A 25863-nucleotide genomic window follows, 5' to 3' on the forward strand; every position below is an offset into this window, starting at 1 on the left:
TCATTCCTGATCATCGTAAAATGAGTAATCACTCATGACCCTCACACAACTGGAGATTTTCTCGCTGGTGGCCGAGCTGCGCGGTTTCACCCTCGCCGCGCATCGTTTGGGGATTTCCCAGTCTGCGGTGTCCCACGCGATCAAATCCCTGGAGCAGGAACTCGGTGTTGAGCTGCTGCGCCGGCATCAATCGCAGGTGGAACTCAGCGACATCGGCGAGCATCTGTTGCTGCGGGCACGGGCGATGCTCGGGCTGGCCAATACGCTGCGTCAGGAGGCCGCCGATGCCCGCGGCATGAAGCGCGGCACATTGCGCATCGGTTCATTCGGGCCGACGTCTTCGATCAAGTTGCTGCCGGAAATCCTCCGCCACTATCGACAGGCGCATCCGGGTATCGAGGTGCACATTGATGAAGGGCCCGACCGGCAAGTGATTCAATGGCTCGAAGAGCGGCGCATCGACCTCGGCTTTGTGGTGCTGCCGCAAGAGCGCTTCGATACCTTCGCCTTGATCGAAGATCAAATGGTCGCCCTGCTGCCTGGTGATCATCCGTTGGGCAAGCGCTCGGCGCTGAGCCTGAAAGCGCTGTGTGACGATCCGTTTGTGCTGACGGAGGCCGGTTCTTCGGAACTGGTTTCGCGGCTGTTCAACGCGGCGCGACTGCAGCCGAATATTCGCTACCGTTGCTCGCAGTTGCTCAGCACCCTCGACACGGTCAGCCGTGGTGACGCGATCACCGTCGTCGCCGAAAGCTCCTTGCCGGATACGCCTGAGCCTGGCTACGTGAAGATCGCGCTGTCGCCCAGGGTTCAGCGCCAGGTGGGGCTCGCCGTACTTGACCAACGCCAGGCTTCACCGGCAGCGCTGGCGTTTATCGAACTGGCCACGCATCTACATCCTCGATGAGCGGCACAAGCGTCACCGGCCATCTATCATCCCTTCTGGCTGACGTGTTTTTCAGCGTCGCGCCCCTGCCCGGCCAGCGTTCGAGAGCCCTACTTTTTCGCGACAGGATGCGCCCATGCCTTTAACCGTCAGACCCCGCCGCAAACGCAGCATCCGTATTATCGTGACGCTGCTCAGCGGTTTGCTCCCCGTCGTGCTGGGCAGTGCGATTCTTTACATCCAGGCTGAACGCACCTTGCAGCAGAGCGCCCTGCAAACGGCCGAGGAAGCACTGCGCCAGTTCGAACTGATGCTCGACAACACCGCGCAAGCTGCCCGGGAATTACTGCCACTGGCCGGCAAAACCTGCGAAGAGGTCAAGCTCGCCCTGCGCGAACAGGTCACCCGCCGCCCGTTCGTACGCTCGACCAACCTGGTGTGGGACGACAATCTCTATTGCAGCTCGTTGTTCGGCGATTTCAAGGAAGCCGTCAATGCCGGTGATTACACTCAGGGCAAGCTGTGGTTGATGAACGGCAATCCGGTAACGCCCAACACCGCGTTGCTGGTGTATCGCCTCAGTGACGGACGCGGTGGTGCGCTGACGACACTGGATGGTTATCACCTGAGCAACATCTTGCGTTTGATTGGCCGGGACACACTGTTGCTCCTGCAAGTGGGTAACAACTGGCTGTCCGCCGACGGCACCGTGCATCAAGGCCGGTTGCCGACGCTCCCGGTGGCGCAAAGCAAGCTGGATTCTTCGCATTATGCGTTCAGTGTCGCTGCCGGTTTTGCCCAAGGCGAAACCTGGCGGTACATGGCCGATGAATACCCGCCATTGTTCAGTCTGTTGATGTTTTTTGGTGTGGTGTCGGCGGCGATCGGGCATGTCCTGCAAAAACGCTCGACGTCGCCGAGCCATGAAATGCTCCGCGCGCTGGAGGCTGGCGAATTCATTCCCTATTTTCAGCCCGTGGTGCATGGCGACAGCAAAAGGTGGTCAGGCGCTGAGGTGCTGATGCGCTGGAACCACCCGAAAGAGGGGCTGGTCCGTCCGGACCTGTTCATTCCGTTCGCCGAGCACTCCGGCCTGATCGTGCCAATGACCCGCGCCCTGATGCAGCAAACCGCCACCCTCCTCGGGCCTCTGTCGGCGACATTCGTCACCCCCTTCCACCTCGGCATCAACATCACCGCCAGCCACTGTCAGGATCTTGCACTGGTGGACGATTGCCGCAAACTGCTGGCGGCATTCACGCCGGGCAGTATCAATCTGGTGCTGGAGTTGACCGAGCGCCAGCTGATCGAGCCGACCGACATCACTCGACAGTTGTTCGCGCAGCTGCATGAGCTGGGTGTAATGATTGCCATCGACGATTTCGGCACCGGGCATTCCAGCCTCGGTTACCTGCGCAAGTTCAATGTCGATTTCCTGAAGATCGACCAGAGTTTCGTCGCCATGATCGGTGTTGACGCACTGTCCCGGCACATTCTGGACACCATTATCGAACTCTCGGCCAAGCTGGACTTGGGTATTGTTGCCGAAGGTGTCGAAACCCAGGCACAGGCCGATTATCTGACCGCCCATAACGTCAACTTCCTGCAAGGTTATCTGTTCGGCAAGCCGATGGCTGCGGCAGACTTCATCAGTGCATTAAGTCACCATTAACTAAATGAAATCTTGCAGAGCGCATCACCACGACGCACCAAATTGATACAAAAGACTGTGATTGTTACATGAGGAAAAAGTCAGGATTTACTCTTGGCTCATTAACTACTACAATTTTTCATGCCTGTTGCAAGACTGGCAGGTGAGCCAATTATCACCGAGTCGCTTCAAGGCTCTTGGCTTATAGCTTTGTTTGCGGTTGGTATCAGCCAAACACACTATTGGAGTAAAGATATTGTCCAGACTCGCTGAATTTCGTGCAGCTGAAAAGGCCCTTCAGGAACAGCTCAAGCAGCTGGAATCGCTGAAGAACGATGCCGGGCTCAAGAAAGAAATCGAATTCGAAGAAAAGCTCCAGGGGCTGATGAAAACCTATGGCAAAGGCCTGAAAGACATCATCGCCATCCTCGATCCGAATCCGGCAAAATCCGGTCTGCAAGTGTCTGCGGCCCCTAAAACCCGCCGCGCTCGCGTGGTCAAGGTTTATCAGAACCCGCACACTGGCGAACTGATCGAAACCAAAGGTGGCAACCACCGTGGCCTGAAAGCCTGGAAGGAACAATACGGTGCAGCTACCGTTGATTCCTGGTTGCGCGGTTAATCGCGCTTCAACAAAAAGCCCCGCATCGTGCGGGGCTTTTTTATTGACAATATCTAACAAATGAAATGAATTTCATCGAGCAAGTTGTGATTTTCGTGTAACACCCGTGAGCCAGAACGCAAAAAAATTTGCTGCGCAATGTTGCTACCGAGACTGGCGTACAAACTTTGTGCTTAATCCGTTCGGGTATCTAATCGAGCCCGCCACTAGAACAGACGCTTAAAGTTTCAAGCTGTTTCGCACCGCGACTATTTCGTCTGCGCTGTCCTTATAAACCTGCGCCTGCCCCGCGTAGGAAAGAACATAAGCCTTATCAGCATCGAGCGCCGCCACCAGTGTTTGCGACAACACATGTCGACCGTTTTCGGTGACCGTGCAAGTCGTTTCCAGCGCCGATAAAGAGCCAAGCATCGCGGCGTGCACCTTGTTGCAGACACTTTGGTAGCCGCTTTGGAAAAAGTCCTTTTGAATCGACTTGCGCATCTCCAGCAATACCCCCTGCAGATTCACCTGATGCCCCGCTTCCACCTGCGTCATGGTCAACTCCATCACCATCACCTGATTGCCATCGGCATCGTTTTTCACCGCCCGCTGACGAGAAACCTGAGGGGCGCTGTCCGGTAGCGCTTCGACTTCCCAGCCTGCTGGCCAGGTGACACTCGGCTCGTCCGCCTGCGCGCAAACCGCCTGCAGCGAGAACACAGAAAAAACAAACAGGGTTTTGAACAGTCGGATCATTGCCGGGCGCACTCGCAGATTGAGCGGCAAAGTCTGAGCCCCGCCCGCGCGCAGGGCAAGCCTGCCCTTTCATTTGGCGATGCCGCAAGGCATGCGTATCATTGCGCCCATCACTCGCCCATAGTTATTGGAGGGCCCATGAGCCTGCACGAACTGAACACTTTCCCCGGCGTTACCGCCACGCCAGACAGCGCAACCCGCAACTTCGTGTTCAACCACACCATGCTGCGTGTGAAAGACATCACGAAGTCCCTGGATTTTTACACCCGCGTGCTGGGTTTCTCGCTGGTCGAAAAGCGTGACTTCCCGGAAGCCGAGTTCAGCCTGTACTTCCTCGCACTGGTCGACAAGGCGCAGATCCCGGCCGACGCCGCTGCGCGCACCGAGTGGATGAAGTCGATTCCGGGGATTCTGGAACTGACCCACAACCACGGCACCGAAAACGATGCTGACTTCGCCTATCACAACGGCAATACCGACCCGCGCGGTTTTGGCCACATCTGCATCTCGGTGCCGGACATCGTGGCCGCGTGCGCGCGCTTCGAAGAACTGGGCTGCGACTTCCAGAAGCGCCTGACCGATGGCCGCATGAAGAGCCTGGCGTTCATCAAGGACCCGGACGGCTACTGGGTCGAGATCATTCAGCCTGCGCCGCTGTAAAGCTGAAAAATCCCTCACCCTAACCCTCTCCCGGAGGGAGAGGGAACTGATTGGGGGATATTGGAGAGTTACGCCGACTTGAAAGACTGGCGCTGAATCCATAATCGACTGGATCTTTCAGGTCGATGGACAATCTCAGGTACCTCGGTCGGCTCCCTCTCCTGGAGGGAGAGGGAACTGATTGGGGGATATTGGAGAATTACGCCGACTTGAAAGATTGGCGCTGAATCCATAATCGACTGGATCGTTCAGGTCGACGGACAACGCCAGACACCTCGGTCAGCTCCCTCTCCTTCGGGAGAGGGCTGGGGTGAGGGGCAAGATTTCACGCCCAATAAAAAACCCGTGATCTCTCACGGGTTTTTTCATTTATGGCCTGGCAGTTACGCCGGAGCCGAAGTACGGATCAAGTGATCGAAGGCACTCAACGAAGCCTTCGCGCCCTCGCCCACCGCAATCACGATCTGCTTGTACGGCACAGTCGTTACGTCGCCGGCAGCGAAGATGCCCGGGATCGACGTCTCACCACGGTTGTCGACAATGATCTCGCCACGTGGCGACAGCTCGATGGTGCCTTTGAGCCAGTCAGTATTGGGTAACAGACCGATCTGGACAAAGATCCCTTCCAGCTCGACGGTACGCAGTTCATCGCTGTTGCGATCCTTGTAACGCAGACCGTTGACCTTCTCGCCATTACCGGTGACTTCAGTGGTTTGTGCGCTGGTGATCACGGTGACGTTCGGCAGACTGTGCAGCTTGCGTTGCAGCACAGCGTCGGCCCGCAGTTTTACATCAAACTCCAGCAAGGTGACGTGGGCCACGATACCGGCCAGGTCGATCGCCGCTTCGACGCCGGAGTTACCGCCACCAATCACCGCAACACGCTTGCCTTTGAACAGCGGGCCATCGCAGTGCGGGCAGTACGCCACGCCTTTGTTGCGGTACTCCTGCTCACCCGGCACGTTCATTTCGCGCCAGCGTGCACCGGTCGCCAGAATCACACTCTTGGCTTTGAGCGTCGCGCCACTGGCGAAGTGAACTTCATGCAGCTCGCCGTTCTTGCCGGGAATCAGCTTGTCGGCGCGTTGCAGGTTCATGATGTCGACGTCGTATTGCTTGACGTGTTCTTCCAGCGCAGTCGCCAGTTTCGGGCCTTCGGTTTCCTGTACGGAAATGAAGTTCTCGATGGCCATCGTGTCCAGCACCTGGCCGCCAAAGCGCTCGGCTGCGACACCGGTGCGGATGCCTTTACGCGCAGCGTAGATCGCCGCCGAGGCACCGGCTGGGCCACCGCCGACCACCAGCACGTCAAAGGCTTCTTTGGCGCTGATTTTCTCGGCCTGACGCTCGATGGCGCCGGTGTCGAGCTTGGCGAGGATTTCTTCCAGGCCCATGCGGCCCTGACCGAAGTTCTCACCATTGAGGTAGATGCTCGGCACCGCCATGATCTTGCGATCATTGACTTCGTCCTGGAACAGCGCGCCGTCGATGGCGACGTGGCGAATGTTCGGGTTGAGCACGGCCATCAGGTTCAGTGCCTGGACCACGTCCGGGCAGTTCTGGCAGGACAGCGAGAAATAGGTCTCAAAGCTGAACTCGCCTTTGAGCGAGCGGATCTGCTCGATCACTTCAACGCTGGCTTTCGATGGGTGACCACCGACTTGCAGCAGGGCCAGCACCAGGGAAGTAAATTCGTGGCCCATCGGGATACCGGCGAACCGCAGACTGATGTCGGCGCCCGGACGGTTGATCGAGAACGATGGCTTGCGGGCATCATCACCGTTGTCGATCAGGGTAATCTGGCTCGACAGACTGACAACGTCTTTGAGCAGGTCATGCATTTCCCGGGATTTCGCACCGTCGTCGAGGGAAGCAACGATCTCGATCGGCTGGGTGACCCGTTCCAGGTACGATTTCAACTGGGCTTTAAGATTGGCGTCCAACATACGGGCGATCTCCTGTGTCTTTATTCGAGGCGAAAAAAAGCCCGAGCGAATCTCGCCCGGGCTTTTTTATTGGGCGGTGCAGCTTACTGAAGTAGGTGCGGAGTTCCGCCCTGTGTTGCGTGTCTCACAGACTTAGATCTTGCCGACCAGGTCCAGGGACGGAGCCAGAGTGGCCTCGCCTTCTTTCCACTTGGCTGGGCAAACTTCGCCAGGGTGAGCAGCAACGTATTGAGCAGCCTTGATCTTGCGCAGCAGCTCGGAAGCGTCACGGCCAACGCCGCCATCGTTCAGTTCAACGATTTTGATCTGGCCTTCAGGGTTGATCACGAAGGTGCCACGGTCAGCCAGGCCAGCTTCTTCGATCAGCACGTCGAAGTTGCGGGAGATGGCGTGGGTCGGGTCGCCGATCATGGTGTATTCGATTTTGCCGATGGCTGGCGAAGTGTTGTGCCAGGCAGCGTGGGCAAAATGGGTGTCGGTGGAAACGCTGTAGATCTCTACGCCCAGTTTCTGGAAGGCAGCGTAGTTGTCAGCCAAGTCTTCCAGCTCGGTCGGGCAAACGAAGGTGAAGTCGGCTGGGTAGAAGAATACAACCGACCACTTGCCTTTCAGGTCAGCGTCCGAGACTTGAACGAAGTCGCCGTTTTTGAACGCGGTAGCTTTGAACGGTTTTACTTGGCTGTTGATGATAGGCATTGATGACTCTCCGTCAGGGTTGTGAAGTTGATGGGGTGAATCCTACCCACTCACTCGACGGATGGCTCATTGGCAAACCTGATGCTGCTGATTTGTTTTCGCTATTAGCTGACTGTATTAATAGAAGAAAACGATATCTACGACGAAGCCGGCTTTTCCGTAATCCGAGCCATCCCCTGGAATGGGCTTGCTTCAACATAGCGCATCGCGGACTTCATATCCTTCCAGCCGACGTAACTCATCAACGACTTCAAGTCCCAGCCGCTTTGATGGGCCCACGTGGCAAAGCCTCGACGCAGCGAATGGCTGGTGTAGTTTTCTGCCGCAATACCGGCACGCTCCAGCGCCTGACGCAGCAGCGGAATGATGCTGTTGGCGTGCAAGCCCTCGTCGCTCAGGTTGCCCCAGCGGTCAATGCTGCGGAAAACCGGGCCACGTACCAGAGCGGCTTCGGTCAGCCAGTCGATATAGGCCTGAACCGGACACAGTTTCAGCAGTGCCGGCGCTTGATACGTCTGTCCAAGGTTTTCCCGATCACCCTTGCTGCGCGGCAGATACAAGGTGATGCCAGTGCCGGCGTTGGCCTGCACATGCTCGATCTGCAAGCGGCATAGCTCATCACTGCGAAAGCCGCGCCAGAAGCCGAGCAGAATCAGCGCCCGATCGCGGTAAGCCTTGAGCAGCGCTGGACGATCCTGTTGCTGCTTCGCCGTCAGCGCCTCTTGCTCCAGCCAGGCGACGACGCGTTCCAGATCGCGCAATTGCAAGGGTTCGGCTTGCTTTTCCTGCGCCGGATGCAATGCCCGAATACCCTTGAACACCTTGCGCACCACCGGCGCTTTGGTCGGATCGGCAAACCCCTGACTGTTGTGCCACTGCGCCAGCGCCGACAGACGCAGCTTGAGCGTGTTGATCGACAGCACGCCTGCATGTTCGACGAGATAACGCGCCACGCTGTCTGCCGTGGCTGGCAGGAAACCTCCCCACGTCACTTCGAAATGCTCGATGGCCGCGCGATAGCTGCGTCGGGTGTTGTCGCGGGTAGCGGCTTGCAGATAGCGATCCATATCGCTCATGGGCAGTTTCTCGCAGGCGTACTGATTCAAGGATCAAAAAACGGATTTAATCACCTGACACTGGGTAATACCAGTATATCCCGTGTCTTTAATATCAAAGGTTTAACTTTATTTTTTGAATGGTACACTGCGTACTTTAGTGGCATGTACCACAGTACGTAACCGTAGGAGTTCTCATGGCCCGTGGCGGCATTACCAAAGCGCTGGTTCAGATTGCGCGCACCGCGATTCTGGCCCGCGGCGAACACCCAAGCATTGATGCAGTACGCATCGAAATGGGTAATACCGGCTCGAAAACCACGATCCATCGCTACCTGAAGGAACTGGATGACGGCGCCCAGCCAATCGAAGCCTCGGCCGAACCGATTGATGACGAGCTGACCGCACTGGTCTCGCGCCTCGCTCAACGCCTGAAAGAACAGGCGCAAGAGCCGATCGAGCAGGCACGCGAGCAGTTCGAAGCGCAACGCGAAGCCCTGGAGTCGGAACTGAAGCAAACCCGCCAGGCCCTGGAAAAGCTCGAGCACGAGCACGACATTCAAGGCGCCGCGCTGGAGCGTGAGTCCGAAGCACTGAGCAACACCCGCTCCATGTTGCAAACCGAACAAACCCGTAATGCCGGTCTGAATCAGGCACTGGCCGATTTCGAATTGCGCCTGCAGGACAAGGACGAGCAGATCCGCTCGCTTGAAGAAAAGCACCTGCACGCCCGCGACGCACTGGAGCACTACCGCAACGCCACCAAAGAGCAGCGCGAGCAGGAACAAAGTCGCCACGAAGCGCAAGTGCAGCAGATTCAGGCCGAACTACGTCAGGCACAGCAAAGTGCGCTGGTCCGCCAGGATGAAATCACTCAACTGCATCGCGACAACGAACGCCTGCTCACGGAAAATCGTGGCACTCAACGCGAATTGAATTTGTTGCAGGATCAGCTCAAGCAGAGCAATCAGCGCCAGGATCAATTGCTTGAGCAAGCGACCCGCGTCGACAGCGAACGCACCCTCCTCCAGGAACGTTTGCGCGTAGCGACGCTGGAAAGCCAGACACTCAAACAGAGCGTCGAGGAGCAGGCACTGCTCAACCAGTCACTGGAAAAGGAATTGAGTAAAGTGCAGGCAAGCCTGGAAGAAAGCCAACGTCTGGCAGCCACCGTTGCGGCAGCGCCAGACCCGGCCAAACCGAAAAACGCTTAAGCGCCGACCGGCGTACGCATTGTGACGAACTCTTCGGCGGCCGTCGGGTGAACCCCGATCGTGTCGTCGAAGTCGCGCTTGGTGGCACCAGCCTTCAATGCAATCGCCAGCCCCTGCACGATCTCTCCGGCGTCAGGGCCGACCATATGGCAACCGAGGACTTTATCGGTTTTGCCGTCGACCACCAGCTTCATCAGTGTCTTCTCCTGACACTCGGTCAGCGTCAACTTCATCGGACGGAAACGGCTTTCGTAAATGACCACGTCGTGACCCGCCTCGCGCGCCTCTTCTTCGGTCAAGCCGACTGTGCCGATGTTCGGCAGGCTGAACACGGCCGTCGGGATCATCTTGTAATCGACCGGGCGGTATTGCTCAGGCTTGAACAGACGTCGCGCCACCGCCATGCCCTCAGCCAATGCCACCGGGGTCAACTGTACACGACCAATCACATCGCCCAGCGCCAGGATTGACGGCTCGCTGGTCTGGTATTGCTCGTCGACCTCAATGAAGCCTTTGTCGTTGAGCTGCACATCGGTGTTTTCCAGGCCCAGGTTATCCAGCATCGGACGCCGGCCAGTGGCGTAGAACACGCAGTCCGCCTCCAGCACTCGACCATCCTTGAGGGTAGCTTTCAAGCTGCCATCGGCCTGCTTGTCAATGCGCGCGATGTCGGCATTGAACTGCAGATCCATGCCGCGCTTGGTCAGCTCCTCCTGCAGATGCTTGCGCACCGAACCGTCGAAGCCGCGCAGGAACAGATCACCGCGATACAGCAAGGTGGTGTTCGCCCCAAGTCCGTGGAAGATCCCGGCAAACTCGACCGCGATGTAACCGCCACCGACCACCAGCACGCGTTTCGGAAGCTCCTTGAGGAAGAATGCCTGGTTGGAGCTGATGGCGTGCTCATGCCCCGGAATCTGTGGAATCTGCGGCCAGCCGCCGGTGGCGATCAGAATGTTTTTCGCAGTGAAACGCTCACCGTTGACCTCGACCTCATGCGGGCCGACGATCTTCGCGTGCGCTTCATGCAGGGTCACGCCACTGTTCACCAGCAGATTGCGGTAAATGCCATTGAGGCGGTTGATCTCGCGATCCTTGTTGGCAATCAGCGTCGCCCAATCGAAACTCGCTTCGCCCAGGCTCCAGCCGAACCCGGACGACTGCTCGAAGTCTTCGGCGAAATGCGCGCCGTACACCAAGAGTTTTTTCGGCACGCAGCCGACGTTGACACAGGTGCCGCCCAGATAACGGCTCTCGGCCACCGCCACTTTTGCACCGAAACCGGCAGCAAAACGGGCAGCCCGCACACCGCCGGAACCGGCACCAATCACATAAAGGTCAAAATCGTAGGCCATTTCTATCTCCTCGGCAGGCGATCAGCATACCCGCAGCCACCCGTTGGGCAAGTCCTGGCAAGTAAATGGGGGCGGAAAATGAAAAAAGCCACTCGAAGGTGGCTTTTTTCTTACAAACGAAGCAGGCGTACTCAGTAAGCCTTGCCAGTCTTGTAGAAGTTCTCGAAGCAGAAGTTGGTCGCCTCGATGTAGCCTTCAGCGCCACCGCAGTCGAAACGCTTGCCTTTGAACTTATAGGCCATCACGCAACCGTTCTGCGCCTGCTTCATCAGGGCGTCGGTGATCTGGATTTCGCCACCCTTGCCTGGCTCGGTCTGCTCGATCAGGTCAAAGATGTCCGGCGTCAGGATGTAACGACCGATGATTGCCAGGTTCGACGGTGCGTCTTCCGGCTTTGGCTTCTCGACCATGCTGTGAACGCGGTAGATATCGTCGCGGATCATCTCGCCGGCGATCACGCCGTACTTGCTGGTTTCCTGCGGATCGACTTCCTGAATGGCGATGATCGAGCAGCGGAACTGCTTGTACAGCTTGACCATCTGGGTCAGCACGCCGTCGCCTTCGAGGTTGACGCACAGGTCGTCCGCCAACACCACAGCGAACGGTTCGTCACCGATCAGCGGGCGACCGGTCAGGATCGCGTGGCCCAGACCTTTCATTTCGGTCTGACGGGTGTAGGAGAACGAGCACTCATCCAGCAGTTTGCGGATGCCGACCAGGTATTTCTCTTTGTCGGTGCCTTTGATCTGGTTTTCCAACTCGTAGCTGATGTCGAAGTGGTCTTCCAGAGCGCGCTTGCCACGACCCGTAACAATGGAGATTTCCGTCAGGCCAGCGTCCAGAGCTTCTTCAACGCCGTACTGGATCAGTGGCTTGTTTACCACCGGCAGCATTTCTTTAGGCATGGCTTTAGTCGCTGGCAGGAAGCGAGTACCGTAACCGGCTGCTGGGAACAAGCATTTCTTGATCATATAAGTCCTTGAAAGGGCTGTGTGTACGAGTTTCGGCGCAGTCTAATCAGGCGGCGTGCACCTTACAATGCCCCGCACTGGCTAACCGATGCCAACATAGAGAAATATTCTCGCCGATAGTTCCATCGGCAACTTCGGACCGCGAAATCAGCGTAGCTCAAAGTCACCGATAAACCGCTCCACCATACGCTCATCGTCACCCAATGCGAGCATTTGCCGGTATCATGGCGGCTTTGAACCAGCGAACGAGACAGATAGATGGCCGCAGCAAAAATCATCAATGGGTACACGGTCGACAAGGGCAAAGATGGCCAATGGCACATCACTGCCGCCAATGGCGAAGATGTGTCCGGGCCGTTACCTACTGAAGCCATGGCGATCGAAGTCGCGTCGGTACTCGATTACACGCCGCCCGCGCCGAAGCGACGCGGCAAGAGCGAGGACTGAGCCCTCGCAGCGAATGCCGAGCCCTGCCATTGCGCAGGGCTTTTTTCTGTTCGAACGCAAACAAGTGGCCAATCGCTATAACCTTTTCACGCCGGCGCTGTCAGAGCGTCTAGTCCCCCTCGCCGAAGATCACACTCATGAATATGAACAAATGGCTGCCCCTCGTTGCGGTATTGGCATTAAGCGGCTGCGCCACCTCTGAAACCACATACCTGAACAATGGCGAACAGGGCCTGAGCATCGATTGCTCCGGCGAAGCCAACTCCTGGGCCACCTGCTACGAAAAGGCTGACGCGTCCTGCGCCGGGACCGGTTACCGCATCGTCGGTACCGACGGCACGCCAGCGTCGAAGGAAAGCGACAAGACGCTCGGCGTCGATGTCGGCAACTACAAGAACCGCAGCGTGGTGGTGGTCTGCAAATAAACCCTACATGTGTATTTCAGCGAACTTGATCCCGAGTCCCCGCACGACTTCGATCAGGTCGTCGAGTCGGCTGAACGACTCGACCTCATCGTTCTCGTCCACCAGAAAGTAACTGCGCCCGGCGCTCTTCTTGAAAAACACGATCCACTCCCCCGGATTCGCCGGGTTCTGAATCACATGGGTGGCAGAGATAAGGCCCTCTACGTGGCGCTCCCGTACTTGCTCTCGCTTCATCGCGACTCCAGAAATGAAAATGCCGTCACAGCATGACTGTGACGGCATCGATGCTGATGACAGACAGTCTATCAGCCGGAAATGCACGCATTGGCAGCGTTGCGCACATCCCGAGGGCGAATGGGAACGTTGGACATACGCTCATGCAGCTTGATACTGCTGCCGCCGGAGCGGTCTTCGATATCAAACACAGCGGCCGGACCCGAGGACAATTTGCCCGGAACGATCACCCGAACCCCGTCCTTGTGCGGTTGCGTTTGCAGCGCGCCGCGGCTGTCAGCCAGCTTGTCGGACAGGCACTGCGCATATTCCTGGGGTTTCTTGCCAGAGATCACGCTCATGGTCGGCAGCGTTTCGTTTATTTCAGAAACGCTCGCACAACCACTCACCAACAGAACCAATGGCAGACACACCACACCCCACTTCATATAAAACCTCCATTAAAGACCGTCCGACAGCACAAATGCCGTTTTTATCCGAGGCCTTCTGCATTTAACCCGCATCCAATCGCGAATATCTGTTCAAAATTGTCAAAGCGACGCCCGACGGCCGGATAATAACCCGTGCGGGCTGATAAACTGCGCTCATCGACAAGCTATCGTTTTGATTTAGTAGAAAAAGCCCTTCTGGAGGCGCCCATGAAATTTATTCACCAGCGCGAGCACCTCAACGAAGACGACATCGTCGTCATCCAATGCTCGCAAATGTGCAACATCCGTCTGATGAACGACGCCAACTTCCGCAGCTTCAAGAACGGCGGCCGCCACACCTATCACGGTGGCGCTTTCGACACGTTCCCGGCCCGTATCACCGCGCCGAGCACCGGGTTCTGGAACATCACCATCGACACCGTCAACCGCCGGGCGATCAGCGTGACCCGCAAACCGACGCTGACCCATTCGATCAAAATCATTCGCCGCTCCAGCTCCAAACTCAGCTGAGACGCTCCGCCCATTCAGAAAGGTAGGCATGACCGTGGCTCAAACGACCAAATACGTCATCAAGTACAAACTCAACGGCGAACGCCGCTTCGAGTTCGCACAACTGCAGAACGGCACAGCGGAAGAGGCCAAGGCAGCCCTGGACGCTATCCACGGCCAGAGCGACGATGTGATCACTGACATCGCCGTGAGCAAAGCGCTGTAATACGGCGCCGGGAATTCGACCGCAAGCGGCGGAGTGCTCTGCCGCCCGCACCTGACCAGACTGACGGCTTCGACCTTGGGTCAAGGAGTCAGTATGTCGATGTCACCCACCCGTTTAGCCGAACTCGACTGGGCCGGTCTTGAACAGCAACTGGACCGCGACGGATGCGCCATCATCCGCTCACTGCTGTCGGCCGCAAGCTGTGAGCACCTGAGCGCGCTCTATCCGCAGACCGGGCCGTTCCGCTCCCAGGTCATCATGGCTCGCCATGGTTTCGGTCGCGGCGAATACAAGTACTTCCGTTATCCGCTGCCCGCGCCCATACAACGCCTGCGCACGGCGCTGTATCCGTGCCTGGTGCCGTTGGCGAATCGCTGGTACGCGCGAATGAACCTGCCGGAACGTTTTCCGCCAGGTCACGACGAATTTCTTCAGCACTGCCATGCCGCCGGCCAGTTGCGCCCTACTCCGCTCTTATTGCAGTACGGTGCGCAGGACTACAACTGCCTGCACCAGGATGTGTACGGTGAGTGGGTGTTTCCGTTGCAAGTGGCGATTCTGCTGTCAGAACCCGGCGAGGATTTTACCGGTGGCGAATTCGTCCTCACCGAACAACGCCCGCGCATGCAGTCGCGTCCGCTGGTGCTGGATCTGAAAAAAGGCGATGCCGTGATCTTTGCCGTCAATCAACGCCCGGTCAAAGGCGTGCGCGGCGATTACCGGGTGACCCTGCGTCATGGCGTGAGTCGCCTGCACAGTGGAAAAAGGCATACCCTAGGCATCATCTTTCACGACGCCACGTGACGACCATGTCATCCCGTACATTCGATCTGTTCGCAGACCACGAGCCCGAACAACAGCCACGAGCCGAGCAGATCGGCGAACAATCATGGGTGTTGCGCGGTTTCGCCTTGCCGGTGGTCGACCACCTGCTGCCGGCGCTGGACGCCATTCTCGTCGCCGCTCCCTTGCGTCACATGGTCACGCCGGGCGGCTTCAGCATGTCAGTCGGCACCAGCAGTTGCGGTGCGTGGGGCTGGATCACCGATCGCAGCGGCTATCGTTACTCGCCCGTCGACCCGCTCAGCGGTTTACCCTGGCCGCCGATGCCGAAATCGTTCGCCATGCTGGCGCACTCGGCCGCCGAACGCGGCGGATTCTCTGACTTCAACGCCGATTCCTGCCTGATCAACCGCTATATCCCCGGTGCCAAGATGTCGTTACATCAGGATAAAGACGAAAAGGACTACGCCGCACCGATCGTTTCCCTGTCCCTCGGGTTGCCGGCGATGTTTCTGTTCGGCGGTTTTTCCCGCAGCGACAAAACTCAGCGTATTCCACTGCTGCACGGTGACATGGTGGTCTGGGGTGGCGTCGACCGCTTGCGGTATCACGGCGTATTGCCGATCAGGCACGGTCAGCATCCGCGCCTTGGCGAACAGCGGATCAACCTGACGTTTCGGGTCGCCCGATAAGCAGAAAATTCGACCGCAAGGCCCGGAGTGTCGTGCGCGCCGAGGCTGGTTAACCTGAGTCAAACAGGTCAACGGATTACTCACCATGAAAATGCTTTCGACCCCGCTCAACATCCAGGACGATCCACGCTGGGCCGCTGTGGTCGCTCGCGATCCACGAGCGGACGGGCAGTTTGTCTATGCGGTAAAAACCACCGGCATCTACTGCCGCCCCAGCAGCCTGGCACGGCTGCCGAAACCGCAGAACGTCGAGTTCTTCGACAATGCGCAACAGGCTGAAGCGGCAGGCTACCGGCCGAGCAAACGGGCCAGCAAGGATCACAGCGATGTCGCAGCGCAACACGCTGTGACCGTGGCGAAAGCCTGTCGACAGATCGAAACGGCAGAAAACCCGCCGCGGCTCAATGAGCTCGCGCAGACGGCAGGCTTGAGCCCGTTTCATTTTCATCGGGTGTTCAAGGCTGCCACCGGCCTGACGCCCAAAGGTTACGCCGCCGCCCACCGTTCGCGCAGGGTCCGCGAACGGCTGGCAGACGGCGACTCCGTGACGGACGCGCTCTATGACGCCGGTTTCAACTCCAACAGCCGCTTCTACGAAGCCGCCGATCATCTGTTAGGCATGAAGCCCGGCGACTACCGTGCAGCCGGCCAGAACAACGACATTCGTTTCGCGGTGGGCCAATGCTCGCTCGGCGCGATCCTGGTCGCGCAAAGCGAACGCGGGGTTTGCGCGATTCTGCTGGGCGACGACCCGCATCAACTGGTGTGCGATCTGCAGGATCAATTCAAGAAAGCCAACCTGATCGGCGCCGACCGTGGATTTGAACAACTGATCGCCAAGGTCGTGGGCTTTATCGAAGCGCCGGCCATTGGCCTGGACTTGCCGCTGGACGTGCGCGGGACGGCGTTTCAAGAGCGCGTCTGGCAAGCGTTGCGCGAGATTCCGCCCGGCAGCACGGCCAGCTACGCCGACATTGCCCAACGCATCGGCGCGCCGACATCCATGCGCGCCGTGGCTCAGGCCTGCGGGGCCAACCGTCTGGCGGTAGCGATCCCCTGCCACCGCGTGGTGCGCAGCGATGGCAATCTGTCAGGTTATCGCTGGGGCGTGGAGCGCAAGCGCCAGTTGCTGGAGCGCGAGACGCAGTCTTAGCGAACGCCGATATGGATCGACACGGATTCGGGGCCGGTATAGGCCTCGAAGTCCGTGGCGTAGCGACGCTGGATTTGCGGATTGTCACTAAAGAACGTCCACACTTTGCCCCAGGTAGAGATCACCGCGTCGGGCATTTGACCGTGCGCCTCGAACACCAGATAGTCGCCCGCTTCGATCTCGACCGATTCGTACCCGCCCGCAGGCTTGTCGACAGCCACGCCCGCGGTCACGTCGAACGCCCCGGAGGCGTCCGATTCGTAGGCCGAATACACGCCATACACGGGCGATCCGGCTTGCTGGTCGGGAATGCTTTCAGCCAGTGCGCTGGCGAAAAACTGCCCCCACATCGGGCCGATCTTCGCCGACTCGGTGCTGTGCTCTGCTGCATTGTCCGTGCGTACACGCAAGCCCGAGACCGTGAAGGCGTCGATCTGCTGCCGTTTCAAGTCCATCGAAAACCTCACTCCCTGATTGGTTGAAGCACGGTCCGCAAGCGCCGCGATGGCGTTAACTCTGTCAGCGATTGACGTCAACGACAACCCTGCCGCGCAACTGTCCAGCGAGCAATGTCGGCGCCGCATCGACCGCTTCGCTCAGGCTGATTTCATGGCTGATCAGCGACAGCAACGCGAAGTCCAGATCCTTCGCCAGACGATCCCAGGCTTCCAGGCGGCGCGCCTTGGGCTGAGTCACGCTATTGATGCCGGCCAGCGTCACGCCGCGCAGGATGAAGGGCGCTACCGACGCCGGAAAATCCATACCTTGCGCCAAGCCGCAGGCAGCGACCGTTCCTTCGGCACGGGTGCTGGCGCAGGCGTTGGCCAGGGTGTGGCTGCCAACCGAATCAATGACGCCCGCCCAACGCTCCTTGGCCAGCGGTTTGCCGGGTTCGGACAAGGTTGCGCGCTCAATGATCTCGCTAGCGCCCAGCTGTTTCAGGTACTCATGCTCGGAGACCCGACCGGTGGATGCCACCACCTGGTAGCCGAGTTTGCTGAGCAGAGCGATGGCAAAACTGCCCACGCCGCCATTGGCGCCCGTCACCAGAATCTCGCCCTGATCGGGCGTGACGCCATTGCGCTCCAGCGCGAGGATGCACAGCATCGCCGTGTAGCCAGCGGTGCCAATGGCCATCGCCTGTGCCGGGGTAAAAGCCTTGGGCAACGGAATCAGCCAGTCACCCTGCAACCGGGCTTTTTGCGCAAGACCGCCCCAATGACTTTCACCGACGCCCCAGCCGTTGAGCAGCACTGCATCGCCGACCTCGTAATCGGCGTGAGCACTGGCCTCAACCGTACCGGCCAGATCGATTCCCGGCACCATCGGAAATTTGCGCACCACCGGACTGCTGCCGGTAATCGCCAGGCCATCCTTGAAGTTGAGTGTGCTGTAGGCGACACGTACGGTGACATCGCCTTCGGGTAACTGGTCCTCGTTGATCGCTTGCACGCTGGCGCGATAGCCGCGGTCGTCTTTGTCGATCAGAATGGCTTTGAACATGGCGACCTCTCGCGAACAGGGTTAAGGATTGCGTGCCTTGAAATACCACATCCCAATACATTGCCACACTCGACTTTCTGCTTGTCCGCAAATCGACCGGGTATTTGCATCGCGGGCGACTATGCTTTTTCGACGGTTGTGCTTTCGCGATGATTCCTTTGGAAATCGCCCTGTCGATGGAGCTGACAATGCCTTATCCGCGCTCGTTTCTTGTGATGTTGATGCTTTGGCTGCTGACCTTCGGCAATGCTTTGGCAGCCCCCGCGACAACAACCGCTGACGCAGCGCCGGACGCGCCGACATGGCCGCAAGTCATCACCAGCGGCAAGGCGAAACTGACCGTGTACCAGCCGCAACTCGACAGCTGGGATGGCTATACCCTCAATGCCCGCGCGGCGGTCGAAGCCACAGGTGGCGACGGCAAGTCCACCTACGGCATCGTCCAGTTCAGCGCGCATACACTGGTCGACAAAGCGACCCGCTGGGTGGCGCTCGATCAGTACAAGCTGATCAAGGCCGACTTCCCGGCCGATGCCAGCCAGGCCGACATCTGGGTCGCGGCATTGCAAAAGGACGCCGAAAACCGCAAGAAGACCATTTCGCTGGATCAGCTCGAAGCCGCCGTAGGCGTGCTGTCGGCCGAGCAGAAAGCCGACAGCGCACCACTGGAAAATACGCCGCCAGCCATCGTCACGTCCGACGTCCCCGCCCTGCTTGTCTATATTGATGGCGAGGCCGCCTATCGAGCGGTGGACGGCACTGCGCTGCAACGGGTGATCAACACTCGGCCGCTGCTGCTGAAAGATGCCCAGGGCAAACATTACCTGCATGTGTTCGATGGCTGGATGGTTGCCGACCAGTTGAGCGGCGAGTACACGCGCCTGGCCGCGCCACCTGCCGATCTGGAAAAAGCCCGACTGGCGGCGATCAAGAGCCGGCAGGTCGATCTGTTGACGGGACAAAGTGATCCCAAAGACAAGGTGCCGACTCTGGCCAAACCGCCGCAGCCGAAGATCTTCATCGCCACCACGCCCACCGAACTGCTGGTGACCGACGGCGCGCCACAATGGCTGCCCATCCAAGGTACAAGCCTGCTTTATGTGAGCAACACCACCGGGCATATCTTCAAGGAAATCGGTGACCAGAACAGTTACGTGCTGATCTCCGGGCGCTGGTTTCGCGCCAGCGACATGAAGGGGCCGTGGACATTTACCCCGGCCGACAAATTGCCCGCCGACTTCGCCAACATCCCCGACGACAGCCCGAAAGAGAACGTCAAGGCCTCCGTCGCCGGCACGCCACAGGCCAAGGAAGCGGCGATTGCCGCGACCATTCCCCAGACCTCGGCGATCAAGAAAAACGCGGTGCACATGACAGCGCCGCAGTTCGATGGCGAGCCGCAACTCAAAGCCATCAACAGCACACCGCTGCAGTATGTGGTCAACAGTGCGACACCGATCATTCGCGTCGACAACGGCAGCTGGTTTGCGGTGGAGAACGGAATCTGGTTCACCTCGACGTCCTTGAACGGGCCGTGGACCGTGGCCAGCTCGGTACCGGCGGTGATCTATTCGATCCCGCCGAGTTCGCCCATGCACTACCTCACCTACGTCAAGGTCTATGAGTCCAGCGGCGATACCGTGGTGGTCGGTTACACGCCGGGGTATCAGGGATCGAATCTGGACCCGGCGACCGGCGTCGTGGTTTATGGCACCGGTTATCCGTACACGCCGTGGGTCGGCAGTGTCTGGTACGGGCCGCCGGTGACTTACGGTTTCGGCGTCGCCATTCGCTACACACCCTGGACCGGCTGGACGTTCGGCTTCGGTTTTGGGTGGAGCTGGGGTGGCAGCACCGTGGCAATGGGCTGGGGCTGGGGCGCCTATCCGTGGTGGGGCAATTACGGCTGGGGTTACGCCTGGGGCCCGCACCTGTATCCAGCGCCGCTGGCCTGGGGTGGCGCCGCCTACGGTTATCGTGGCGGCGCGGTAGCCTGGGGGCCCGGCGGCTGGGCCGGAACTACGGGCAACATTTACCATCAGTGGGGCGATCGAGCGACCGTCAGCCGCTACGGTGCGGGCTACAACGCCTGGACCGGCAATCGCTGGGCGGGTCAGGTAGGTGCTTCGTATAACTCACGCACCGGCGTCGCAGCGGCGGGTCAACGGGGCGCGGTGCACAACGTCTATAACGGCAACTATGCAGCCGGACGCAGCGGCGTGGCGACCGGGCCGAACGGCGGCGCCATTGCCGGCGAACGGGTCACTGTCGGCAATGCGCGCAACGGCACGCAAGTCACCGCCAACCGTGGTGCGGTGTACAACCCCAATTCCGGCAACACCACCCAATATGGCGCGGTTCGCGGACGCGACAGTGGTGTGGCCCATGTCGGCGACAACGTTTATGCGGGGCATGACGGTAACGTCTACAAGAAAACCGAGAATGGCTGGCAGTCGATGGTGGGCGGCGGTACACGGCCGACGCCGGTAAACAACAATGCACAACTGCAGAACCTCAATCGCGAATCCGCTGCGCGCAATGTCGGCAACCAGCGCACCAACAACTTTCATAACTCCTCGCAAAACATGAATCGTTCGTTTGGCGGCGGCGGATTACACCGACGCTGAAAAACTGCACGGCATATTCAGTATTTCGAACTGGCTGTGTAGACGGCTTTGCTGTTAAAAAACGACCCTGCCGTCCCTGCCCGTTTTGTCGTTCGGAGAACCGCTGTCATGAGCCAATGGCCAGATAACCGCCTGCTTGACCTTCTCGGTATTGAAGTACCGATCATTCAGGGCCCGATGGCCGGTGCCACGAATTCGTCCATGGTGATCGCCGTGTGTAATGCCGGGGGGCTGGGTTCGATGCCGGCGGCGATGCTCAGCATCGAGCAGTTGCGTGACGAGCTGAAAACCATTCGTGCAAACACTGACAAACCTTTCAACGTGAACTTCTTCTGCCATCAGCCACCGGCGCCGGATGAACAACGCGCCCGCGACTGGAAGAACCTGCTGGAACCTTACTACCGCGAACTGGGCGTGGATTTCGACGCACCGACGCCGGTGTCCAATCGCGCGCCCTTCGATGCCGCAGCCTGCGAAGTACTGGAGGAGTTTCGACCGTCGGTGGTGAGCTTCCACTTTGGCCTGCCGGAAAAATCCCTGCTGGATCGGGTCAAGGCCACCGGAGCGAAAATTCTCTCCTCGGCCACCACCGTCGAGGAAGCCGTGTGGCTGGAGCAGAACGGTTGCGATGCGATCATTGCCATGGGTTACGAAGCTGGCGGCCATCGCGGGATGTTTCTGAGTGAGGACTTGAGCAGTCAGGTTGGCACATTTGCCCTGGTACCGCAGGTGGTCGATGCGGTGAACATTCCAGTGATCGCTGCGGGCGCCATTGCCGACGCTCGCGGTGTCGCGGCAGCGCTCATGCTCGGCGCGTCGGCGGCGCAGGTGGGTACTGCGTACCTGTTCACCCCGGAAGCGAAAGTCAGCGCTGCTCATCACCAGGCGCTGCGCACGGCCAAGGAAAGCGAAACCGCGATCACCAATATTTTCACCGGCCGCCCGGCCCGGGGCATTCTGAACCGTGCCATGCGCGAGCTGGGCCCGATGTCGCCGATGGCTCCCGCATTTCCGCTGGCGGGGGGTGCGTTGATGCCGTTGCGGGCGAAGCATGAGGCTGAGTTCGCCAACCTCTGGGCGGGTCAGGCCTTTACGTTGGGCAGAGACGTCAGCAGTGCCGAACTGACGCGACAGTTGGCCGACGGTGCTTTGGCAAAACTGCAACAGCGTTGAGTCCGGACCGCGTGAGGAATCGAAGCCCTCACACTGGTTTCAAGCAACACTTTCCGTTTGCCGGCGTTTCGCTATATATTTCGCTATATAGCGATCTCACCCCTCGCATCGGCGCAGTCCACTTCCAACAATAGCTGCCCTGTGCCCACGCCAACCACGGAGCTGTTACATGACCATTTGTGCCTCCCGTTTTGCCCCTTCCTGCCTGGTTTCCCTGCTCGCGGTGTTCGCCATTGGCACTGTCCAGGCTGATGAAGTGCAAGTGGCTGTAGCTGCCAACTTCACCGCGCCGATCCAGGCGATTGCCGCCGATTTCGAAAAAGACACCGGGCACAAACTGGTCGCCGCTTACGGCGCCACTGGCCAGTTCTATACCCAGATCAAAAACGGCGCGCCGTTCGAAGTATTCCTCTCGGCGGACGACACCACTGCGGAAAAACTCGAAAAAGAAGGCGATAGCGTCAAGGGCTCGCGATTCACCTACGCCATCGGCACCCTGGCGCTGTGGTCGGCCAAAGAAGGCTACGTCGATGCCAAAGGCGATGTGCTGAAGAAAAACGAGTACCAGCATCTGTCCATCGCCAACCCGAAAGCCGCACCTTACGGGCTCGCCGCCACGCAGGTGCTGGAGAAGCTGAAACTGACCGAGGCCACCAAAGCCAAGATCGTTGAAGGCCAGAACATCACCCAGGCGTATCAATTCGTCTCCACCGGCAACGCCGAACTGGGCTTCGTAGCTCTCTCGCAGATCTACAAGGACGGTAAAGTCAGCAGCGGCTCGGCCTGGATCGTTCCGGCCAGCCTGCACGACCCGATCAAACAGGACGCGGTCATCCTCAACAAAGGCAAGGACAGCGCCGCCGCCAAAGCCTTGGTTGAATACCTCAAGGGCCCAAAAGCCGCTGCGGTGATCAAGTCTTACGGTTATCAACTCTAAATGGCACTGACGAGTGCCGATTTTGCGGCGATCTGGCTGACCCTGAAACTGGCGTCCCTGACCACCGTGATTCTGTTGCTGGTCGGCACACCAATCGCCCTGTGGCTGTCGCGTACCCGCTCGTGGTTGCGCGGCCCGATCGGGGCGATTGTCGCCCTGCCCCTCGTGCTGCCGCCGACCGTCATCGGTTTCTATCTGTTGCTGATGATGGGGCCGCACGGCTTTCTCGGCCAATTCACCCAATGGCTGGGGCTCGGCACGCTGACCTTCAGTTTTACCGGGCTGGTGATCGGCTCGGTGATCTACTCCATGCCGTTTGTGGTGCAACCGCTACAGAACGCCTTTTCGGCGATCGGCACCCGTCCTCTGGAAGTGGCCGCGACTTTGCGCGCCAATCCTTGGGACACTTTTTTCAGCGTGATGCTGCCCCTGGCGCGCCCGGGTTTTATCACGGCAGCGATCCTCGGATTCGCCCATACCGTCGGTGAATTCGGTGTGGTGCTGATGATTGGCGGCAACATTCCCGACAAGACCCGCGTGGTGTCCGTGCAGATTTACGACCACGTCGAAGCCATGGAATACGCCCAGGCTCACTGGTTGGCCGGGGCGATGCTGGTGTTTTCCTTTCTGGTGTTGCTGGCGCTGTACACCAGCCGCAAAACCCGTGCGGGCTGGAGCTGACCGATGATTGATGCACGTTTGAAAATCGGCTATTCCGGCTTTAGCCTGGACGTTGACCTGCACTTGCCGGGCCGTGGCGTCACCGCGTTGTACGGTCATTCCGGCTCCGGCAAAACCACCTGCCTGCGCTGCATTGCCGGGCTGGAACGTGCCGAACAGGCATTTATCCGCATCAACGGTGAAGTCTGGCAGGACAGCGACCATGGCACTTTCGTCCCGCCACACAAACGCGCAGTCGGCTACGTGTTTCAAGAGGCCAGCCTGTTCGCGCACCTGTCGGTGCTGGGCAATCTGCAATTCGGCCTCAAGCGCATCGCCAAGGCCCAGCGTCGGGTGGATCTCGCGCAGGCCACTGAACTCCTGGGTATCGGTCATCTGCTCGAGCGCCATCCGCAGCACCTCTCTGGTGGCGAACGTCAACGAGTGGGCATTGCCCGCGCCCTGCTGACCAGCCCGAAGCTGTTATTGATGGACGAGCCCCTGGCCGCTCTCGACAGCCAGCGCAAACGCGAAATTCTGCCTTACCTGCAGCGTCTGCATGACGAGCTGGACATTCCACTGCTGTACGTCAGCCACGCGCAAGACGAAGTGGCGCGACTGGCCGATCACCTCGTGCTGCTCAGCGACGGCAAGGCCCTGGCCAGCGGCCCGATCGGCGAAACCCTCGCCCGTCTGGATTTACCGATGGCAATGGGCGACGACGCCGGTGTGATCATCGAGGGTCAGGTCAGTGCCTACGACGCCGATTATCAGTTGCTGAGCCTGCAATTGCCGGCCACCCATTTGCACATTCGCGTCACCCACGCGCCGATGGCATTGGGTCAGGCCTTACGGTGCAAGGTACACGCGCGAGACATCAGTCTCACCCTGCAGAACACCGAGTTCAGCAGCATCCTCAATCGTCTGCCGGTCACCGTGGTCAGTGAACTGGCAGCGGACAACGCTGCCCATGTCCTGATTCGTCTCGATGCCGGCGGCACGCCCTTGGTGGCGCGTATCACGCGCTTCTCGCGGGATCAACTCGGCGTGCATCAGGGCCAGCAACTCTGGGCGCAGATCAAGGCGGTCGCAGTGCTGGCGTAAATCATTCGGCACGACGGCTACAGCGTGCGGTCAATCGTTTACAGACCACGACGCCCCCAAGGAAGCCGCCATGCCCGACACCGTGCTGACCGACGCACTGCCCCCAGACCTGCACTATGTCGATGACACCCAGCCCGGTATCACGCGCAAGAAACTGCGCGGCAAGTTCAGCTACTTCGAACCCTCGGGCCAGCGCATCACTGACCCGGACGAAATCAAACGCATCAACGCCCTCGCGGTGCCGCCGGCCTATATCGACGTGTGGATCTGCGTCGACCCGCGTGGCCACCTGCAAGCCACTGGGCGCGATGCCCGTGGCCGCAAACAGTACCGCTATCACGCGCGCTGGCGCGAAGTGCGCGATGCCGACAAGTATTCACGCCTGCGCGAATTTGGCCTGGCGCTGCCGAAATTGCGCAAACAGCTGGAAGCGCTGCTGGCCGCGCCCGGTTTCAGTCGCGACAAAGTCATGGCCACGGTGATCACCCTGCTCGATGCCACGCTGATTCGTGTCGGCAACACGCAATATGCGCGGGATAACCGTTCCTACGGCCTGACTACCTTGCGCAGCCGGCATGTCGAGGTCAACGGCAGTGCGATCCTGTTCCAGTTTCGCGGCAAGAGCGGGATCGAACATCAAATCACCGTCAAGGATCGCCGTCTGGCGCGAATCATCAAGCGCTGCCTGGAAATCCCCGGGCAGAACCTGTTTCAGTATCTGGATGAAAACGGTGACCGCCACACAGTCAGCTCTTCCGACGTCAATGCGTATCTGCAAACCCTGACCGGCGCCGACTTTACCGCCAAGGACTACCGCACCTGGGCCGGCAGCGCCCTGGCATTGGCGGTGTTGCGTGAGCTGACTCACGAATCGGAGACCGAAGCCAAACGCCACGTCGTCGAGATGGTCAAGGGCGTCGCCAAACAGCTGGGCAATACGCCAGCGGTGTGCCGCAAGTGCTATATCCATCCCGCTGTGGTGGAAAAATTCATGCTCGGCGCACTGGCGCAACTCCCCCGTCCGCGAGTACGCAAAGGGCTGCGCGCCGAAGAAGTGGCGCTGGCAATGTTTCTCGAGCAGATGAGCGAAATGACCGACGCGCCTTGATCCCCGCCTGGCAGTGCCAGCCGACGAGTTGATCTGCCTATTTTTTGCACGATCGCCGCAGCCTTCTATAGTTGATC

General features: G+C 59.2%; 28 protein-coding genes. 18 read left to right on the top strand and 10 right to left on the bottom strand.

The window, feature by feature from the left end; genetic code table 11:
• Window positions 1-34: 34 nt before the first annotated feature.
• From PseuLF5_RS04485 to PseuLF5_RS04495, 3 genes are all read left to right on the top strand, one after another.
• Window positions 35-907, top strand: a complete 873-nt coding sequence (locus tag PseuLF5_RS04485; RefSeq protein WP_340133028.1) for a LysR family transcriptional regulator — start codon at window positions 35-37, stop codon at window positions 905-907.
• Between the two features lie 115 nt (window positions 908-1022).
• The gene (locus tag PseuLF5_RS04490; protein ID WP_340133029.1) at window positions 1023-2558 is read left to right on the top strand and encodes an EAL domain-containing protein; all 1536 of its coding nucleotides are present in this window, start codon (window positions 1023-1025) and stop codon (window positions 2556-2558) included.
• A 235-nt stretch (window positions 2559-2793) separates the two neighbouring features.
• Window positions 2794-3159 (top strand): histone-like nucleoid-structuring protein, MvaT/MvaU family, encoded by a 366-nt coding sequence (locus PseuLF5_RS04495; RefSeq protein WP_123468398.1) that lies wholly within the window; start codon window positions 2794-2796, stop codon window positions 3157-3159.
• 219 nt (window positions 3160-3378) lie between these two features.
• On the opposite strand, the gene PseuLF5_RS04500 is transcribed toward PseuLF5_RS04495, so the two are convergent.
• Complete coding sequence (locus tag PseuLF5_RS04500) at window positions 3379-3897, bottom strand: DUF4946 domain-containing protein (protein WP_322374990.1); 519 nt, start codon at window positions 3895-3897, stop codon at window positions 3379-3381.
• Between the two features lie 138 nt (window positions 3898-4035).
• Between PseuLF5_RS04500 and gloA the strand changes: the two genes are divergently transcribed.
• The gene (gene gloA / locus PseuLF5_RS04505; protein WP_007963339.1) at window positions 4036-4557 is read left to right on the top strand and encodes a lactoylglutathione lyase; all 522 of its coding nucleotides are present in this window, start codon (window positions 4036-4038) and stop codon (window positions 4555-4557) included.
• Between the two features lie 383 nt (window positions 4558-4940).
• Here gloA and ahpF read toward each other — a convergent pair whose 3' ends face one another.
• From ahpF to PseuLF5_RS04520, 3 genes are all read right to left on the bottom strand, one after another.
• Window positions 4941-6503 (bottom strand): alkyl hydroperoxide reductase subunit F, encoded by a 1563-nt coding sequence (ahpF, locus tag PseuLF5_RS04510; protein WP_123468394.1) that lies wholly within the window; start codon window positions 6501-6503, stop codon window positions 4941-4943.
• Between the two features lie 132 nt (window positions 6504-6635).
• Complete coding sequence (gene ahpC, locus PseuLF5_RS04515; protein WP_034154256.1) at window positions 6636-7199, bottom strand: alkyl hydroperoxide reductase subunit C; 564 nt, start codon at window positions 7197-7199, stop codon at window positions 6636-6638.
• 137 nt (window positions 7200-7336) lie between these two features.
• Window positions 7337-8275 (bottom strand): site-specific integrase, encoded by a 939-nt coding sequence (locus PseuLF5_RS04520; RefSeq protein WP_340133030.1) that lies wholly within the window; start codon window positions 8273-8275, stop codon window positions 7337-7339.
• 176 nt (window positions 8276-8451) lie between these two features.
• Between PseuLF5_RS04520 and PseuLF5_RS04525 the strand changes: the two genes are divergently transcribed.
• The gene (locus tag PseuLF5_RS04525; RefSeq protein ID WP_123468390.1) at window positions 8452-9468 is read left to right on the top strand and encodes a DNA-binding protein; all 1017 of its coding nucleotides are present in this window, start codon (window positions 8452-8454) and stop codon (window positions 9466-9468) included.
• On the opposite strand, the gene gorA is transcribed toward PseuLF5_RS04525, so the two are convergent.
• Both gorA and galU read right to left on the bottom strand, forming a co-directional pair.
• A complete protein-coding gene (gene gorA / locus PseuLF5_RS04530) occupies window positions 9465-10823 on the bottom strand; it encodes a glutathione-disulfide reductase (RefSeq protein ID WP_340133031.1) in 1359 nt (452 codons plus the stop codon). The two genes, PseuLF5_RS04525 and gorA, sit on opposite strands and share 4 nt — an antisense overlap.
• A 131-nt stretch (window positions 10824-10954) precedes the next feature.
• Window positions 10955-11794, bottom strand: a complete 840-nt coding sequence (gene galU, locus PseuLF5_RS04535) for a UTP--glucose-1-phosphate uridylyltransferase GalU (protein ID WP_007912230.1) — start codon at window positions 11792-11794, stop codon at window positions 10955-10957.
• Window positions 11795-12052: 258 nt separating this feature from the next.
• Here galU and PseuLF5_RS04540 point away from each other — a divergent pair, with 258 nt between their 5' ends.
• Together PseuLF5_RS04540 and PseuLF5_RS04545 are read left to right on the top strand one after the other, a co-directional pair.
• The gene (locus PseuLF5_RS04540) at window positions 12053-12241 is read left to right on the top strand and encodes a hypothetical protein (protein WP_267794972.1); all 189 of its coding nucleotides are present in this window, start codon (window positions 12053-12055) and stop codon (window positions 12239-12241) included.
• Window positions 12242-12384: 143 nt separating this feature from the next.
• Window positions 12385-12666 carry a hypothetical protein gene (locus PseuLF5_RS04545; RefSeq protein ID WP_177490493.1) on the top strand — a complete coding sequence of 94 codons (282 nt, stop codon included), beginning with the start codon at window positions 12385-12387 and terminating at the stop codon, window positions 12664-12666.
• 3 nt (window positions 12667-12669) lie between these two features.
• On the opposite strand, the gene PseuLF5_RS04550 is transcribed toward PseuLF5_RS04545, so the two are convergent.
• On the bottom strand, window positions 12670-12900 hold the full coding sequence (locus PseuLF5_RS04550; RefSeq protein WP_095187256.1) for a hypothetical protein: 231 nt from the start codon (window positions 12898-12900) through the stop codon (window positions 12670-12672).
• A gap of 71 nt (window positions 12901-12971) precedes the next feature.
• Window positions 12972-13328: a hypothetical protein gene (locus PseuLF5_RS04555; RefSeq protein ID WP_222833012.1), complete on the bottom strand. Its 357-nt coding sequence runs from the start codon at window positions 13326-13328 to the stop codon at window positions 12972-12974.
• 210 nt (window positions 13329-13538) lie between these two features.
• Here PseuLF5_RS04555 and PseuLF5_RS04560 point away from each other — a divergent pair, with 210 nt between their 5' ends.
• The 5 genes from PseuLF5_RS04560 (at window position 13539) to ada (ending at window position 16674) form a co-directional block, all read left to right on the top strand.
• Window positions 13539-13841, top strand: a complete 303-nt coding sequence (locus PseuLF5_RS04560) for a DUF1883 domain-containing protein (protein WP_057400164.1) — start codon at window positions 13539-13541, stop codon at window positions 13839-13841.
• Window positions 13842-13869: 28 nt separating this feature from the next.
• A complete protein-coding gene (locus PseuLF5_RS04565; protein ID WP_177490491.1) occupies window positions 13870-14046 on the top strand; it encodes a hypothetical protein in 177 nt (58 codons plus the stop codon).
• Window positions 14047-14139: 93 nt separating this feature from the next.
• Window positions 14140-14850: a 2OG-Fe(II) oxygenase gene (locus tag PseuLF5_RS04570; RefSeq protein ID WP_222833013.1), complete on the top strand. Its 711-nt coding sequence runs from the start codon at window positions 14140-14142 to the stop codon at window positions 14848-14850.
• A gap of 5 nt (window positions 14851-14855) precedes the next feature.
• Window positions 14856-15521, top strand: a complete 666-nt coding sequence (gene alkB, locus PseuLF5_RS04575; RefSeq protein ID WP_123468375.1) for a DNA oxidative demethylase AlkB — start codon at window positions 14856-14858, stop codon at window positions 15519-15521.
• Window positions 15522-15606: 85 nt separating this feature from the next.
• Entirely contained in the window at window positions 15607-16674 is a 1068-nt protein-coding gene (ada, locus tag PseuLF5_RS04580; RefSeq protein WP_340133032.1) for a bifunctional DNA-binding transcriptional regulator/O6-methylguanine-DNA methyltransferase Ada, read from the top strand.
• Here the strand turns inward: ada and PseuLF5_RS04585 are convergent.
• The gene (locus PseuLF5_RS04585; protein ID WP_340133033.1) at window positions 16671-17129 is read right to left on the bottom strand and encodes a GyrI-like domain-containing protein; all 459 of its coding nucleotides are present in this window, start codon (window positions 17127-17129) and stop codon (window positions 16671-16673) included. The two genes, ada and PseuLF5_RS04585, sit on opposite strands and share 4 nt — an antisense overlap.
• Before the next feature lie 64 nt (window positions 17130-17193).
• Complete coding sequence (gene acuI, locus PseuLF5_RS04590) at window positions 17194-18177, bottom strand: acrylyl-CoA reductase (NADPH) (protein WP_340133034.1); 984 nt, start codon at window positions 18175-18177, stop codon at window positions 17194-17196.
• A 188-nt stretch (window positions 18178-18365) separates the two neighbouring features.
• Here acuI and PseuLF5_RS04595 point away from each other — a divergent pair, with 188 nt between their 5' ends.
• The 6 genes from PseuLF5_RS04595 to PseuLF5_RS04620 all read left to right on the top strand — a co-directional run bounded on the left by PseuLF5_RS04595 (window position 18366) and on the right by PseuLF5_RS04620 (window position 25786).
• Entirely contained in the window at window positions 18366-20804 is a 2439-nt protein-coding gene (locus tag PseuLF5_RS04595) for an autotransporter (protein ID WP_340133035.1), read from the top strand.
• Window positions 20805-20912: 108 nt separating this feature from the next.
• Entirely contained in the window at window positions 20913-21977 is a 1065-nt protein-coding gene (locus tag PseuLF5_RS04600; protein WP_267794994.1) for an NAD(P)H-dependent flavin oxidoreductase, read from the top strand.
• Window positions 21978-22146: 169 nt separating this feature from the next.
• Window positions 22147-22914: a molybdate ABC transporter substrate-binding protein gene (gene modA, locus PseuLF5_RS04605; RefSeq protein WP_267794997.1), complete on the top strand. Its 768-nt coding sequence runs from the start codon at window positions 22147-22149 to the stop codon at window positions 22912-22914.
• Window positions 22915-23595, top strand: coding sequence for a molybdate ABC transporter permease subunit (modB, locus tag PseuLF5_RS04610; protein WP_186745899.1), 681 nt, complete (start codon window positions 22915-22917; stop codon window positions 23593-23595).
• 3 nt (window positions 23596-23598) lie between these two features.
• Entirely contained in the window at window positions 23599-24678 is a 1080-nt protein-coding gene (gene modC / locus PseuLF5_RS04615) for a molybdenum ABC transporter ATP-binding protein (protein ID WP_340133036.1), read from the top strand.
• Window positions 24679-24748: 70 nt separating this feature from the next.
• Window positions 24749-25786, top strand: a complete 1038-nt coding sequence (locus tag PseuLF5_RS04620) for a DNA topoisomerase IB (RefSeq protein ID WP_186745887.1) — start codon at window positions 24749-24751, stop codon at window positions 25784-25786.
• Window positions 25787-25863: the final 77 nt, after the last annotated feature.

The organism is Pseudomonas sp. LF-5 (assembly GCF_037626295.1).
GTDB lineage: Bacteria > Pseudomonadota > Gammaproteobacteria > Pseudomonadales > Pseudomonadaceae > Aquipseudomonas > Aquipseudomonas monsensis.

Excerpts from the sequence above, each read along its gene's own strand:
- acuI (WP_340133034.1), bottom strand. The coding sequence starts at position 18,177 with ATGTTCAAAGCCATTCTGATCGACAAAGACGACCGCGGCTATCGCGCC.
- PseuLF5_RS04500 (WP_322374990.1), bottom strand. The coding sequence starts at position 3,897 with ATGATCCGACTGTTCAAAACCCTGTTTGTTTTTTCTGTGTTCTCGCTG.
- gloA (WP_007963339.1), top strand. The coding sequence starts at position 4,036 with ATGAGCCTGCACGAACTGAACACTTTCCCCGGCGTTACCGCCACGCCA.
- modB (WP_186745899.1), top strand. The coding sequence starts at position 22,915 with ATGGCACTGACGAGTGCCGATTTTGCGGCGATCTGGCTGACCCTGAAA.
- ada (WP_340133032.1), top strand. The coding sequence starts at position 15,607 with ATGAAAATGCTTTCGACCCCGCTCAACATCCAGGACGATCCACGCTGG.
- PseuLF5_RS04545 (WP_177490493.1), top strand. The coding sequence starts at position 12,385 with ATGAACAAATGGCTGCCCCTCGTTGCGGTATTGGCATTAAGCGGCTGC.
- PseuLF5_RS04550 (WP_095187256.1), bottom strand. The coding sequence starts at position 12,900 with ATGAAGCGAGAGCAAGTACGGGAGCGCCACGTAGAGGGCCTTATCTCT.
- modA (WP_267794997.1), top strand. The coding sequence starts at position 22,147 with ATGACCATTTGTGCCTCCCGTTTTGCCCCTTCCTGCCTGGTTTCCCTG.
- PseuLF5_RS04555 (WP_222833012.1), bottom strand. The coding sequence starts at position 13,328 with ATGAAGTGGGGTGTGGTGTGTCTGCCATTGGTTCTGTTGGTGAGTGGT.
- ahpC (WP_034154256.1), bottom strand. The coding sequence starts at position 7,199 with ATGCCTATCATCAACAGCCAAGTAAAACCGTTCAAAGCTACCGCGTTC.
- gorA (WP_340133031.1), bottom strand. The coding sequence starts at position 10,823 with ATGGCCTACGATTTTGACCTTTATGTGATTGGTGCCGGTTCCGGCGGT.
- PseuLF5_RS04490 (WP_340133029.1), top strand. The coding sequence starts at position 1,023 with ATGCCTTTAACCGTCAGACCCCGCCGCAAACGCAGCATCCGTATTATC.
- PseuLF5_RS04540 (WP_267794972.1), top strand. The coding sequence starts at position 12,053 with ATGGCCGCAGCAAAAATCATCAATGGGTACACGGTCGACAAGGGCAAA.
- PseuLF5_RS04560 (WP_057400164.1), top strand. The coding sequence starts at position 13,539 with ATGAAATTTATTCACCAGCGCGAGCACCTCAACGAAGACGACATCGTC.
- PseuLF5_RS04620 (WP_186745887.1), top strand. The coding sequence starts at position 24,749 with ATGCCCGACACCGTGCTGACCGACGCACTGCCCCCAGACCTGCACTAT.
- PseuLF5_RS04520 (WP_340133030.1), bottom strand. The coding sequence starts at position 8,275 with ATGAGCGATATGGATCGCTATCTGCAAGCCGCTACCCGCGACAACACC.
- ahpF (WP_123468394.1), bottom strand. The coding sequence starts at position 6,503 with ATGTTGGACGCCAATCTTAAAGCCCAGTTGAAATCGTACCTGGAACGG.
- PseuLF5_RS04565 (WP_177490491.1), top strand. The coding sequence starts at position 13,870 with ATGACCGTGGCTCAAACGACCAAATACGTCATCAAGTACAAACTCAAC.
- PseuLF5_RS04570 (WP_222833013.1), top strand. The coding sequence starts at position 14,140 with ATGTCGATGTCACCCACCCGTTTAGCCGAACTCGACTGGGCCGGTCTT.
- alkB (WP_123468375.1), top strand. The coding sequence starts at position 14,856 with ATGTCATCCCGTACATTCGATCTGTTCGCAGACCACGAGCCCGAACAA.
- modC (WP_340133036.1), top strand. The coding sequence starts at position 23,599 with ATGATTGATGCACGTTTGAAAATCGGCTATTCCGGCTTTAGCCTGGAC.
- PseuLF5_RS04525 (WP_123468390.1), top strand. The coding sequence starts at position 8,452 with ATGGCCCGTGGCGGCATTACCAAAGCGCTGGTTCAGATTGCGCGCACC.
- galU (WP_007912230.1), bottom strand. The coding sequence starts at position 11,794 with ATGATCAAGAAATGCTTGTTCCCAGCAGCCGGTTACGGTACTCGCTTC.
- PseuLF5_RS04595 (WP_340133035.1), top strand. The coding sequence starts at position 18,366 with ATGCCTTATCCGCGCTCGTTTCTTGTGATGTTGATGCTTTGGCTGCTG.
- PseuLF5_RS04600 (WP_267794994.1), top strand. The coding sequence starts at position 20,913 with ATGAGCCAATGGCCAGATAACCGCCTGCTTGACCTTCTCGGTATTGAA.
- PseuLF5_RS04485 (WP_340133028.1), top strand. The coding sequence starts at position 35 with ATGACCCTCACACAACTGGAGATTTTCTCGCTGGTGGCCGAGCTGCGC.
- PseuLF5_RS04585 (WP_340133033.1), bottom strand. The coding sequence starts at position 17,129 with ATGGACTTGAAACGGCAGCAGATCGACGCCTTCACGGTCTCGGGCTTG.